10 protein-coding genes are annotated in these 13,386 nt (G+C 51.8%); 5 read left to right on the top strand and 5 right to left on the bottom strand.

All coding sequences use genetic code 11. The annotated features are described in order from the left end of the window. Positions 1-96 precede the first annotated feature (96 nt). The 4 genes from hofC to nadC all read right to left on the bottom strand — a co-directional run bounded on the left by hofC (position 97) and on the right by nadC (position 4,227). Positions 97-1,299, bottom strand: coding sequence for a protein transport protein HofC (gene hofC, locus OGY01_RS18430; RefSeq protein WP_045439850.1), 1,203 nt, complete (start codon positions 1,297-1,299; stop codon positions 97-99). Further along, on the bottom strand, positions 1,289-2,674 hold the full coding sequence (gene gspE, locus OGY01_RS18425; protein WP_286493496.1) for a type II secretion system protein GspE: 1,386 nt from the start codon (positions 2,672-2,674) through the stop codon (positions 1,289-1,291). The genes hofC and gspE overlap by 11 nt, the downstream gene beginning before the upstream one ends. A gap of 11 nt (positions 2,675-2,685) precedes the next feature. Then, positions 2,686-3,123 (bottom strand): prepilin peptidase-dependent pilin, encoded by a 438-nt coding sequence (ppdD, locus tag OGY01_RS18420; RefSeq protein ID WP_045439856.1) that lies wholly within the window; start codon positions 3,121-3,123, stop codon positions 2,686-2,688. Positions 3,124-3,333: 210 nt separating this feature from the next. Next, a complete protein-coding gene (gene nadC, locus OGY01_RS18415) occupies positions 3,334-4,227 on the bottom strand; it encodes a carboxylating nicotinate-nucleotide diphosphorylase (RefSeq protein WP_045449439.1) in 894 nt (297 codons plus the stop codon). An 87-nt stretch (positions 4,228-4,314) separates the two neighbouring features. Here nadC and ampD point away from each other — a divergent pair, with 87 nt between their 5' ends. Both ampD and ampE read left to right on the top strand, forming a co-directional pair. Beyond that, the gene (gene ampD / locus OGY01_RS18410) at positions 4,315-4,878 is read left to right on the top strand and encodes a 1,6-anhydro-N-acetylmuramyl-L-alanine amidase AmpD (protein ID WP_048222049.1); all 564 of its coding nucleotides are present in this window, start codon (positions 4,315-4,317) and stop codon (positions 4,876-4,878) included. Beyond that, complete coding sequence (ampE, locus tag OGY01_RS18405) at positions 4,875-5,729, top strand: beta-lactamase regulator AmpE (RefSeq protein WP_286493494.1); 855 nt, start codon at positions 4,875-4,877, stop codon at positions 5,727-5,729. Before ampD ends, ampE begins: the two co-directional genes overlap by 4 nt. A gap of 59 nt (positions 5,730-5,788) precedes the next feature. On the opposite strand, the gene aroP is transcribed toward ampE, so the two are convergent. Continuing rightward, the gene (aroP, locus tag OGY01_RS18400) at positions 5,789-7,162 is read right to left on the bottom strand and encodes an aromatic amino acid transporter AroP (protein WP_167493945.1); all 1,374 of its coding nucleotides are present in this window, start codon (positions 7,160-7,162) and stop codon (positions 5,789-5,791) included. A 563-nt stretch (positions 7,163-7,725) separates the two neighbouring features. On the opposite strand from aroP, the gene pdhR reads away from it, so the two are divergent. From pdhR to aceF, 3 genes are all read left to right on the top strand, one after another. Beyond that, positions 7,726-8,490 (top strand): pyruvate dehydrogenase complex transcriptional repressor PdhR, encoded by a 765-nt coding sequence (pdhR, locus tag OGY01_RS18395; protein ID WP_003018699.1) that lies wholly within the window; start codon positions 7,726-7,728, stop codon positions 8,488-8,490. A 165-nt stretch (positions 8,491-8,655) separates the two neighbouring features. Continuing rightward, a complete protein-coding gene (gene aceE / locus OGY01_RS18390) occupies positions 8,656-11,319 on the top strand; it encodes a pyruvate dehydrogenase (acetyl-transferring), homodimeric type (RefSeq protein ID WP_045439866.1) in 2,664 nt (887 codons plus the stop codon). Positions 11,320-11,333: 14 nt separating this feature from the next. Then, the gene (aceF, locus tag OGY01_RS18385) at positions 11,334-13,223 is read left to right on the top strand and encodes a pyruvate dehydrogenase complex dihydrolipoyllysine-residue acetyltransferase (RefSeq protein WP_286493492.1); all 1,890 of its coding nucleotides are present in this window, start codon (positions 11,334-11,336) and stop codon (positions 13,221-13,223) included. Positions 13,224-13,386: the final 163 nt, after the last annotated feature.

Raw genomic sequence — 13,386 nt, 5'->3', positions numbered from 1 at the left:
AATCGTAAAATGCCTGATGGTGTGCTGCTTGAAGGCCTACGTTATGTGCTTCGTAGGCCGGATAAACCGTTTACGCCGCCATCCGGCATCTGAGGATTACCCCACACCGCTCATCGCATCTCCCAGGTGAAAAATCGGTAAATACATCGCGACAACCAGTGTACCGATAATCAACCCTGTAATGACAAGCAGCGCAGGCTCAAGTAGCGCAGCCAGGTTCTCTGCCTGTGACATTGTGTTCTCGCTATGATGTCGTGCCAGATTTTGCAACATTGCATCCAGCGAGCCGGACGTTTCTCCTGTTCTCACCAGCTGTAAACACAATGGACTGAATTCTCCGGCATTTTTGAGTGCCAGCCAGATCGGTTTTCCGGCACTGATGTCTCGGTGCGCTTGCGCTAAACGTTGAGACCAGAAAGGGCAAGCCAGCGTTTCGGCCACACTCTCCAGACCTTGCAAAAAGGGAATGCCTGCACTTTGTGTTAACGCCAGGACGGTAAAGATCTGCGTGAGTTTTTGGCCCCTTACCAGTGGCCCTATGACAGGGCAACACAGAAGAAATCTCTGACGCTGAATAAGGTAGTAGGGTTTCTGCTTTACCAGACAGTATGCCAGCCCCAATGCCAGTCCGAGTAATCCCGCCAGCCACCCCCATCGACTACTGTATTGTGCGACAGCAATAATTCCCTGCGTCAGTGCCGGCAACGGGGTGTTGAATGTACGATAGATGGCAGCAAATTCAGGTAGTACAAAATGCAGCATGGCGAGCACCACCATGACAGCCATTGTGAGAATGATGACCGGATAACGCAGCGCTTTTTTAACTTTATCAGTAAGCTGTTGCTGTTCTTTCTGTTGTCGGGCGAGTTCAAAACAGCAGTCGTCCAGCTTACCGGTGAGTTCTCCCGTGCGAATCATCGCCTGGTACAATGGAGGGAATACGTGCTGCCATTGTGAAAGTGAAGTGGAAAGTGAAATGCCCTGTTCCATATCGTAAGCCAGTGTGCGTAGTAACGCCTGCCATTGGCTGCTGGGATGTTGCTCGGCAAGTAGCGCTAATCCTTCGGAAAGTGTCAGTCCTGCTTTAAGTAACGTGGCTAACTGGTGTATCGCTTCGCGACTTCTTGTTCTGCTCCATTGTGAGGTTTTAACCTTCATGCGCTTAACGCGTATCGGTGTAATATGCGAATGCTCCAACGCCAATATTAGCGAAGGGCGAGTATCCGCCCAAAGAGCCCCCTCCATTGGTTGTCCCTCGTTGTTAATTCCATGCCAGCGCCAGAGTTGTTTAGCTGACATGGGGCATACCCAGTACGCGGATCAGCTCTTCAAACGTTGTTAATCCTTGTTCAACGGCCTGGCAGCCATTACCGAAAAGTGTGAGCATCCCCGCCTGCTGTGCATCCGATTCCACGATGTCGATGGATGTGCCGCTGGCGATGCACTGTCGTAATGCTGGTGTGACGGGCAGGACTTCAAACAATGCACTGCGGCCATAATAACCGTGATAACAGTGTTCGCAGCCAGGCGCCAGCCAGCGTGGAAGTGGGGTGGGCCACAGCGTAGCCGGGAGTGTGATGGGGGAGTCAAGACGTTGTCGACAATAGGGACACAGTTTTCTGACGAGTCGCTGCGCAATCACCAGCGTCAACGCGGAGGCGATCATCCACCGTGCTACGCCCATTTGCTGCAGGCGTATCAGCGTTTCACTGGTGGAGTTGGTATGCAGAGTTGAAAGGACCAGATGACCGGTTTGCGCGGCTTTGAGGGCAAACTCAGCCGTCTCGCCGTCGCGGATTTCACCCACCATGATAATGTCGGGGTCCTGTCGCAGCAGCGCACGTAATACGCTCTGAAACGTGAGACCTGCGCGTGGGTGAATTTGAGTCTGGTTGAGTCCTTCGATCGGGATCTCTATTGGGTCTTCCACGCTACAGATATTCACATCCGGGGAGTTTCTGGTTTGCAGCGCGCTGTACAGCGTAACCGTTTTGCCACTCCCGGTAGGTCCGGTTACCAGAACCAGCCCCTGAGGTTGCTGTAATGCTTGTGAAAATGCCGCCAGTTGCGCGTTCTGCATTCCCAACGCCTTGATCTCCAGCGTCTGCTCAACCTGATGCAGCAATCTCAGCACCACTTTTTCACCATGACGACAGGGTAACGTCGCGATGCGAAACGAGATCGGTTCTCCTGAAATATCAATGGTAAACTGCCCATCTTGTGGAAGCCGGTGCTCAGCAATGTCCAGACTCCCTAATACTTTTAACCTTGCAGTGAGGGCAATGCCTGTATCCGTCGCGATATCTGGTAAGGTGTGAAGAACACCATCCACGCGTAACCTTATTCGGTAGCGATGTTCTGCTGGTTCAATGTGAATATCAGAAGCGCGTTTCGCCAGAGCGGATTGCAACGTCTGATCCAGCAATTCTGCTGCGGTAACACTGCTTTCAGGGACGATTGCCGGAAGCCTTGCCCGTGTATTGTGCGAGTGACCTTCCATTTGCTGACGAGTCCAGCACACAATGTCGATGCGTCTTGTAGTCGCAAAATGCAAAGCGTCCAGCAGTTCGTGAGATGGGGCATCCACGACGGCAATATGCACCACGTCATGGTCTGCATCCAACAATATGCCCTGATAACGCTGGCACAGTGCTGTCAGTTGTGTGGTATTCATCTCTTTTCCTCTTACTGCGCATCAAATCGGAAAACGTCTTCACAGGCCTGCTGCAAAGCGCTGTCATTTGAGATGCCGCAGTTACGGCTCCAGCCGGTAATACCGTTGGCATTTTCCCAGTTTGGCGTCATGGTGATGTTCAGACCGTTCAGGCTTTCCTGCCCGGTGAGGGTAACCACGCCCTTTTCAACGCTCATGCCGGAGACATAGCGGGTCGTGGCTGGAGAGGGAATACCATTGGTCCCGGCATCACAGGTCTCAGTTCCGCCATGCTCCAGTGCGCAGAGTTCGACTGCCGTACGATAGGGGACAAAGGTTTGCAGCATGTCTGTTAGTGCTGCTTTGCGCAGATAATTTTGATAGGCCGGAATACCAATAGCACTGAGAATGGCAATGATGCCAATGACTACCATAAGTTCGATAAGCGTGAAGCCTCGTTGCTTGTCCATTGTTCTCTCCTTGAGTTAGCTGGCGCTACTTTGGCAAACAGGAGGGAGCGTTTGCGAGAGGCAAAAAACAAAACGGGAAGGTGGGTTCAGAGATATCTATATTTCTTTCAACGCAAGATGGCGTATTTGCGAAAAGGCTCGAGGAAATTGCCGAATAAGCGGGGAAGAAGGCCCGATACGCGAAGCGCCATCGGGCAATACACTTTGCTATTAACGAAAACGCATAGAGAGATCGAGGGCGCGAACGTGCTTTGTCAGTGCACCTACGGAGATGAAATCCACGCCGGTTTCGGCAAATTCGCGTAACGTTTCGTGGGTGACGTTCCCAGAGACTTCCAGACGGGCCTGGCCGTTGGTGCGTTTAACCGCTTCGCGCATTTGATCGGTCTCAAAATTGTCCAGCATGATAATGTCCGCCCCAGCTTTCAGCGCGTCGTCCAGTTCATCCAGATTTTCAACTTCGACTTCGACCGGTACGTCCGGATGCAGCCAGAAGGCTTTTTCGACAGCCTGACGTACCGATCCGGAAGCAATAATGTGGTTTTCTTTAATCAGGAATGCATCCGAAAGCCCTAGTCGATGATTTGCGCCGCCGCCGCATAGTACGGCATATTTCAGCGCTGTCCGGAGTCCCGGCAGGGTTTTACGCGTATCGAGAAGTTGGGTATTTGTCCCTGCCAGCAGGTCGACGTAACTGCGCACCACGCTGGCGACACCGGACAGCGTTTGCACAAAATTGAGCGCGGTGCGTTCACCTGTAAGCAATACACGGGAAGGACCGTCCAGTTCAAACAGCGGCTGATTAGCTTTAATACTGTCGCCATCTTCGACATGCCAGGTGACGCTTACATCATCGCCAGCAAGCTGAATAAAGACCTCTTCCACCCAGCGTTTTCCACAAAAAACGCCATCTTCACGCGTAATTACGGTAGCGTGGGAACGCATATCCTCAGGCAAAAGTTGCGCGGTGATATCGTTATTGGCATTAACTTCCCCACCTAAATCTTCGCACAGTGCCTGGGCAACAGCAGCAGGGATATCGAGGTTTATGCGTTCCAACAGCGCGTCACGTCGGTAGTCAGGGTTATAGCGGCGAGGCGGCATGATAAAACTCCAAATTGCTAACGAATCATAAGGTAGAAACATGCTACCCTGAACCGGATATGAGCACCACCAATAAGGAGATTCTGCATGTTGTTAGATGAGGGCTGGCTGGCTGAGGCACGACGCGTTCCTTCTCCACATTACGATTGCCGCCCGGACGACGAAACCCCTTCTTTGTTGGTGGTTCATAACATCAGTCTGCCGCCTGGTGAATTTGGTGGTCCGTGGATAGACGCGTTATTCACTGGAACAATTGATCCCAATGCCCACCCTTTTTTTGCAGAGATCGCCCATTTGCGCGTTTCTGCCCATTGTCTGATTCGTCGCGACGGCGAGATTGTGCAGTATGTCCCTTTTAATAAACGCGCCTGGCATGCAGGTGTATCGAACTATCAGGGACGTGAACGCTGTAATGACTTTTCGATTGGTATTGAGCTGGAGGGAACGGATACGCTGGCCTATACCGATGCGCAGTACCAGCAACTGGCAGCCGTTACGCATGCTCTGATTCAGCGTTATCCGGAAATTGCCAGTAACATAACCGGGCATTGTGATATTGCGCCTGAGCGTAAGACCGATCCCGGTCCGTCTTTTGACTGGGCAAGGTTTCGCGCCCTGGTCACCCCCTCGTCACACAAGGAGATGACATGACGCTGTTTACAACATTACTGGTGTTGATGGTTGAACGCCTGTTTAAGCTGGGTGAACACTGGCAGCTTGACCACAGGCTCGAAGCCTTCTTCCGCCGGATAAAACATTTTTCTATGGCGCGCACATCAGGAATGACAATTATCGCGATGGCGGTGACGTTTTTGCTGCTGCGAGCCCTGAATGGGCTGCTGTTTAATGTCCCGCTGCTGGTGGTTTGGATCTCAATTGGCTTGCTGTGCATTGGCGCAGGTAAGGTTCGTCTTCATTACCATGCATACCTGAATGCGGCTTCGCGTAATGATGCACATGCCCGTGAGGCGATGGCCAGCGAACTCACGCTTATCCATGGTGTTCCACCGGACTGTGATGAGCGTGAGTTTTTGCGTGAACTGCAAAATGCGCTGTTATGGAACAACTTTCGCTTTTACCTGGCGCCGTTATTCTGGTTGATCGTCGGTGGCCCATGGGGACCGGTGACGCTGGTAGGCTATGCTTTTCTGCGCGCGTGGCAGTCCTGGTTGGCGCGTTATCAGACACCTCATCAGCGTTTACAATCGGGTATTGATGCGATTCTGCATGTGCTGGATTGGATCCCGGTACGTCTTGCCGGTGTGGTCTATGCGCTGCTGGGGCATGGTGAAAAGGCGCTACCTGCCTGGTTTGCCTCGCTGGGAGATCTGCATACTTCGCAATATCAGGTGTTAACTCGCCTGGCACAGTTCTCGCTGGCGCGTGAATCTCACACCGATAAAGTAGAAACACCTAAAGCCGCTGTTTCAATGGCCAAGAAAACTTCGTTCGTAGTGGTGGTCGTTATTGCGCTGCTGACGATTTACGGGACGTTGATTTAACGTATTGTTGCCGGACGGCGTAGGTAATACCCCCTACCTTATGCAGGTAGGGGGTATAATTAATGCGCTTTAACAGCCCTGGCTGTTTTTTGTTTGCACAGATAGCCAATACCAAGAATGGCAATCCACACCGGGATCAGGTAAACAGAGATTGCCATGCCTGGTGTCATCAGCATAATCACCAGTACAGCTGCCATGAAAATCAGGCAGATCCAGTTACCCATCGGATAGAACAGCGCCGGGAAGCGGGTGGCAACGCCCTGTTGTTGTTTCGCTTTGCGGAACTTCATGTGCGCGAGGCTGATCATTGCCCAGTTGATCACCAGTGCAGAAACCACCAGTGCCATCAGTAAACCAAATGCGGATTCCGGTGCCAGATAGTTAATCAGTACGCATAAAGCCGTAACCAGCGCAGAGACCAGGATCGTGTTGACTGGTACACCGCGTTTATCCACGCTCATCAGTACTTTTGGCGCATTACCCTGCTGAGCCAGACCGAACAGCATACGACTGTTGCAATATACACAGCTGTTATAAACAGAAAGAGCAGCGGTCAGCACCACGACGTTCAGCGCATTAGCGACGAATGTGTCTCCCAGTTCGTGGAAGATCAGTACGAACGGGCTGGTATCTGCTGTCACACGCGTCCACGGCATCAAAGAGAGCAGAACGGCCAGGGAGCCTACGTAGAAAATCAGGATACGGTAAATAACCTGGTTGGTCGCTTTGGGGATGCTTTGTTCCGGGTTATCCGCTTCTGCAGCCGTGATGCCAACCAGCTCAAGTCCACCGAAGGAGAACATGATAATGGCCATCATCATGACCAGACCGGTGAAACCGTGTGGCAGGAAGCCACCTTGATCCCACAAGTTACTGACGCTGGCCTGCGGGCCACCGTTGCCGCTAAACAGCAACCAGCCGCCGAACAGGATCATCGCCACGACCGCAATGACTTTAATAATGGCGAACCAGAACTCCATCTCACCGAACACTTTAACGTTGGTCAGGTTGATGGCGTTGATAGCAACGAAAAAGACCGCAGCAGAAACCCAGGTTGGAATTTCTGGCCACCAGAACTGAATGTATTTCCCGACGGCAGTCAACTCGGCCATGGCAACCAGTACGTACAGTACCCAGTAGTTCCAGCCGGAGGAAAAACCTGCGAAACCGCCCCAATATTTATAAGCAAAGTGGCTGAAGGAGCCTGCAACTGGCTCTTCAACCACCATTTCACCCAACTGACGCATTATCAAAAAGGCAATAAAGCCGGCGATAGCGTAACCCAGAATAATACCCGGCCCTGCAGACTGAATAACGGATGCGCTCCCGAGGAATAACCCGGTGCCTATCGCGCCACCCAGCGCGATAAGCTGTATATGGCGGTTTTTAAGGCCGCGCTTTAGCTGATCGCCATGCTGTTGACTTTCCATCATGAAACCTCGTGTGTGGTTTTACTCTTTATATTCGAGTACCTATTTTTTGAACCACGCAGTGACGCGTGTGTAAGTTTGCAATTCCGTTTGTTGTATTGTTTTGTTTACGGCAGTGGTCGGTAAAATGTTGCCTAAATACTTTTGTCCTGGACAGAATAATGTTATGCGGACGCGAATGCACCTGCTTTATGAAGGGGGGATGACGAGTTGAATAAAAAGAAACCATTTGTAAACGCAGGATTATCTACCACAAAATTTCCGATATGAATTTTTATTCGAAAATTGTGCTTACAAAATCGATAAATTGAGAGTTGAATCGGTTCAGATAAGATATTTTTTCGTTTCAATTACGTTAAAACTACTCCGTGATGGGTAAATTTAACATTTGTGCATAGTTACATGTTTGAAACGTTATTTCTGTAATGTTGTTAAAATGTGCCCGCTTTACTGATTTCAATCAAAACCTGTATGGACAGAAGGTGAATACTTTGTTACTTTAGCGTCAAGAACATGAAATTGGTAAGACCAATTGACTTCGGGCAAATGGCTTAAGACAGGAAATCATGGCCTACAGCAAAATCCGCCAACCAAAACTCTCCGATGTGATTGAGCAGCAGCTGGAGTTTTTAATTCTTGAGGGGACACTTCGCCCCGGAGAAAAACTCCCACCGGAACGCGAGCTGGCAAAACAGTTCGACGTATCCCGCCCCTCTTTACGCGAGGCGATCCAACGCCTTGAAGCGAAGGGTTTGCTGCTTCGTCGTCAGGGCGGTGGCACTTTTGTGCAGAGTAGCCTGTGGCAGAGCTTTAGCGACCCACTGGTCGAACTGCTCTCCGACCATCCTGAATCCCAGTTTGACCTGCTTGAGACGCGTCATGCGCTGGAAGGTATTGCTGCATATTACGCAGCACTGCGCAGCACGGATGAAGATAAAACGCGTATCCGTGAACTCCACCATGCAATCGAGCTTGCTCAACAGTCCGGCGATCTTGACGGCGAGTCTGATGCGGTTCTCCAGTATCAAATTGCTGTCACTGAGGCGGCACACAATGTGGTGCTCCTCCATTTGCTAAGGTGTATGGAGCCCATGTTGGCCCAGAACGTCCGCCAAAACTTTGAATTGCTGTATGCGCGTCGGGAAATGCTGCCACTGGTTAGCAGTCACCGCACCCGTATTTTTGAGGCAATTATTGCCGGTAAGCCAGAAGAGGCACGCGAAGCGTCCCACCGTCATCTGGCGTTTATCGAAGAAATTTTGCTGGACAGAAGTCGTGAGGAAAGCCGTCGTGAACGCGCCTTACGCCGTCTGGAGCAACGAAAGAATTAGTGATTTTTCTGGCAGAAAGTTAACCAGAAGATGTTGTAAATCATGCGCCAATTAAAGTGCGCGGCAACTAAACGCAGAACCTGTCTTATTGTGCTCTTGCGAGCAAGAACACAATGGGACAGGTTCCAGATAACTCAACGTACTAGATAGATAAGGAATACCCCCATGTCAGAACGTTTCCCAAATGACGTGGATCCGATCGAAACTCGCGACTGGCTACAGGCGATCGAATCGGTCATCCGTGAAGAAGGTGTTGAGCGTGCTCAGTATCTGATCGACCAACTGCTTTCAGAAGCCCGCAAAGGCGGCGTGAAAGTAGCGGCAGGTGCAGGGGCCAGCAATTATATAAACACTATTGCCGTTGAAGATGAACCGGAATACCCGGGCAATCTGGAGCTGGAGCGTCGTATTCGTTCTGCTATCCGCTGGAACGCCATCATGACCGTACTGCGTGCGTCTAAAAAGGACCTCGAGCTGGGTGGCCACATGGCATCCTTCCAGTCCTCCGCAACGGTATATGATGTTTGCTTCAACCATTTCTTCCGTGCACGCAACGAGCAGGATGGCGGCGACCTGATTTACTTCCAGGGCCACATCTCTCCGGGCATCTATGCACGCGCATTCCTGGAAGGTCGTCTGACTGAAGAGCAGATGAACAACTTCCGTCAGGAAGTTCATGGCAAAGGCCTGTCTTCCTACCCGCACCCGAAACTGATGCCAGAATTCTGGCAGTTCCCGACCGTTTCTATGGGTCTGGGTCCAATCGGTGCTATCTACCAGGCTAAATTCCTGAAGTATCTGGAACACCGTGGTCTGAAAGATACCTCTAAACAAACCGTTTATGCCTTCCTAGGCGACGGCGAGATGGATGAGCCAGAATCTAAAGGTGCGATCACCATCGCGACCCGTGAAAAACTGGACAACCTGGTCTTTGTTATCAACTGTAACCTGCAGCGTCTTGACGGCCCGGTCACCGGTAACGGCAAGATTGTTAACGAACTGGAAGGCATCTTCGCGGGCGCTGGCTGGAACGTGATCAAAGTCATGTGGGGCGGTCGTTGGGATGAGCTGCTGCGTAAAGACACCAGCGGTAAACTGATCCAGCTGATGAACGAAACCGTTGATGGCGACTACCAGACCTTCAAATCCAAAGATGGCGCTTACGTTCGTGAGCACTTCTTCGGTAAATACCCGGAAACCGCAGCACTGGTTGCTGACTGGACTGACGAGCAGATTTGGGCTCTGAACCGTGGTGGTCACGATCCGAAGAAAGTCTACGCAGCACTGAAAAAAGCGCAGGAAACCAAAGGCAAAGCAACTGTAATCCTCGCCCATACCATCAAAGGTTACGGCATGGGTGACACCGCTGAAGGTAAAAACATCGCGCACCAGGTTAAGAAAATGAACATGGACGGCGTGCGTTACATCCGCGACCGTTTCAACGTTCCTGTAACCGATGAGCAGGTTGAAAACCTGTCTTACATTACCTTCCCTGAAGGTTCTGAAGAGCATACCTATCTGCACGCTCAGCGTCAGAAACTGCACGGTTACCTGCCGGCTCGTCAGCCGAACTTCACCGAGAAACTGGAGCTGCCGGCTCTGGAAGACTTCGGTGCGCTGCTGGAAGAGCAGAACAAAGAAATCTCCACCACTATCGCTTTCGTTCGTGCCCTGAACGTGATGCTGAAGAACAAGTCGATCAAAGATCGTCTGGTGCCGATCATCGCCGACGAAGCACGTACTTTCGGTATGGAAGGTCTGTTCCGCCAGATCGGTATCTACAGCCCGAACGGCCAGCAGTACACTCCGCAGGACCGTGAGCAGGTTGCTTACTACAAAGAAGACGAGAAAGGTCAGATCCTGCAGGAAGGTATCAACGAACTGGGTGCCGGCGCGTCCTGGTTGGCTGCTGCGACCTCTTACAGCACCAACGATCTGCCGATGATCCCGTTCTACATTTACTACTCCATGTTCGGGTTCCAGCGTATCGGCGACCTGTGCTGGCAGGCGGGCGATCAGCAGGCGCGCGGCTTCCTGATCGGTGGTACTTCCGGTCGTACAACGCTGAACGGTGAAGGTCTACAGCACGAAGATGGTCACAGCCATATTCAGTCTCTGACTATCCCGAACTGTATCTCTTACGATCCATCTTACGCGTACGAAGTTGCAGTCATCATGCATGATGGTCTGGAGCGCATGTACGGCGAGAAACAAGAGAACGTTTACTACTACATCACCACGCTGAACGAAAACTACCACATGCCGGCAATGCCAGCAGGTGCCGAGGAAGGTATCCGTAAAGGTATCTACAAACTCGAAACCCTCGAAGGTAGCAAAGGTAAAGTTCAGCTGCTGGGCTCCGGTTCTATTCTGCGTCACGTACGTGAAGCAGCGCAGATCCTGGCGAACGACTACGGCGTAGGTTCTGACGTGTATAGCGTCACGTCCTTCACTGAACTGGCGCGTGATGGCCAGGATTGTGAGCGCTGGAACATGCTGCATCCGCTGGAAACCCCACGCGTTCCGTACATTGCTCAGGTGATGAACGACGCGCCGGCTGTAGCATCTACTGACTATATGAAACTGTTTGCCGAACAGGTTCGTACTTACGTACCGGCTGATGATTACCGTGTACTGGGTACTGACGGCTTCGGTCGCTCTGACAGCCGTGAAAACCTGCGTCACCACTTCGAAGTTGACGCTTCTTATGTGGTTGTAGCGGCACTGGGCGAACTGGCTAAACGTGGCGAAATCGATAAGAAAGTGGTTGCTGACGCTATCACTAAATTCAATATCGATGCAGATAAAGTTAACCCGCGTCTGGCGTAAGAGGTAAAAGAATAATGGCTATCGAAATCAATGTACCGGACATCGGGGCTGATGAAGTTGAAATCACCGAGATCCTGGTCAAAGTGGGCGACAAAGTTGAAGCTGAACAGTCGCTGATCACCGTAGAAGGCGACAAAGCCTCTATGGAAGTTCCGTCCCCTCAGGCGGGTATCGTTAAAGAGATTAAAGTCTCTGTTGGCGATAAAACTGAGACCGGCAAACTGATCATGATTTTCGATTCCGCCGACGGTGCAGCAGCTGCTGCACCTGCTCCGGCAGAAGAGAAGAAAGAAGCCGCTCCTGCAGCTGCTCCTGCTGCTGCGGCAGCGAAAGATGTACACGTACCGGACATCGGCGGTGACGAAGTTGAAGTCACTGAGATCATGGTCAAAGTGGGCGACACCGTTGCGGCTGAACAGTCTCTGATTACTGTAGAAGGCGACAAAGCCTCTATGGAAGTCCCGGCACCGTTCGCGGGCACCGTGAAAGAGATCAAAATCAGCACTGGCGACAAAGTGTCTACCGGCTCCCTGATCATGGTCTTCGAAGTAGCAGGCAGCGCGCCTGCAGCTGCTCCGGCTCAGGCTGCTGCACCAGCCGCAGCGGCGGCTCCGGCTGCCACGGGTTCTAAAGAAGTTAATGTACCGGACATCGGCGGTGACGAAGTTGAAGTGACCGAAGTGATGGTGAAAGTGGGCGATAAAATTGCCGCTGAGCAGTCACTGATCACCGTTGAAGGTGACAAAGCGTCTATGGAAGTGCCGGCTCCGTTCGCGGGTACCGTTAAAGAAATCAAAATCAGTACTGGCGACAAAGTGAAAACCGGTTCTCTGATTATGATCTTCGAAGTAGAAGGCGCAGCACCAGCTGCCGCTCCGGCACAAGCCGCTGCCCCGGCTCCGGCCGCAGCACCTGCACAGGCTGCTGCACCTGCTCCGGCGGCGAAAGCTGAAGGTAAATCTGACTTCGCAGAAAACGATGCTTACGTCCACGCGACTCCGCTGATTCGTCGCCTGGCGCGCGAATTTGGTGTGAACCTGGCGAAAGTGAAAGGAACGGGCCGTAAAGGTCGTATCCTGCGCGAAGACGTTCAGGCTTACGTGAAAGATGCGGTTAAACGCGCTGAATCTGCACCGGCAGCTGCGGCTGGCGGCGGTATTCCGGGCATGCTGCCTTGGCCGAAAGTGGACTTCAGCAAGTTTGGTGAAATCGAGGAAGTGGAACTGGGCCGTATCCAGAAAATCTCTGGTGCTAACCTGAGCCGTAACTGGGTGATGATCCCGCATGTTACTCACTTCGACAAAACCGATATCACCGATCTGGAAGCGTTCCGTAAACAGCAGAACGCCGAAGCTGAGAAACGTAAACTGGACGTGAAATTCACACCAGTTGTCTTCATCATGAAAGCCGTTGCCGCTGCTCTTGAGCAGATGCCACGCTTTAACAGCTCCCTGTCCGAAGATGGCCAGAAGCTGACGCTGAAGAAATACATCAACATCGGTGTTGCGGTTGATACCCCGAATGGTCTGGTCGTTCCGGTCTTTAAAGACGTGAACAAGAAGAGCATTACCGAGCTGTCTCGTGAACTGACTACGATCTCCAAGAAAGCGCGTGATGGTAAGCTGACTGCTGGCGAAATGCAGGGCGGTTGCTTCACTATCTCCAGCATCGGCGGCCTGGGTACTACCCATTTCGCACCGATTGTGAACGCGCCTGAAGTGGCTATTCTCGGCGTGTCCAAGTCTGCTATTGAACCGGTGTGGAACGGTAAAGAGTTTACTCCGCGTCTGATGATGCCGATTTCACTCTCCTTCGACCACCGCGTGATTGACGGTGCTGATGGTGCTCGCTTTATCACCATCATCAACAACACGCTGTCTGACATTCGCCGTCTGGTGATGTAAGCGAAAAAGCCGGCCCGACGGCCGGCTTTTTTCTGGTAATCTCATGAAGTCAGTGAGGTTATTGTGCGAAAGACAAATCGGTTGCCGTTTGTTGTTTCAAAATTGTTAACAATTTTGTAAAATACTGGCGGATAGAACGACCCGGTGGACGACGGGTATAAAT

Origin of the sequence: Citrobacter sp. Cm038, assembly GCF_030333105.1 — a bacterium.
GTDB classification, from domain to species: domain Bacteria; phylum Pseudomonadota; class Gammaproteobacteria; order Enterobacterales; family Enterobacteriaceae; genus Citrobacter; species Citrobacter murliniae.
Note: the sequence above shows the minus strand (reverse complement) of the source record. Positions and strands in the feature narration are given on the sequence as shown.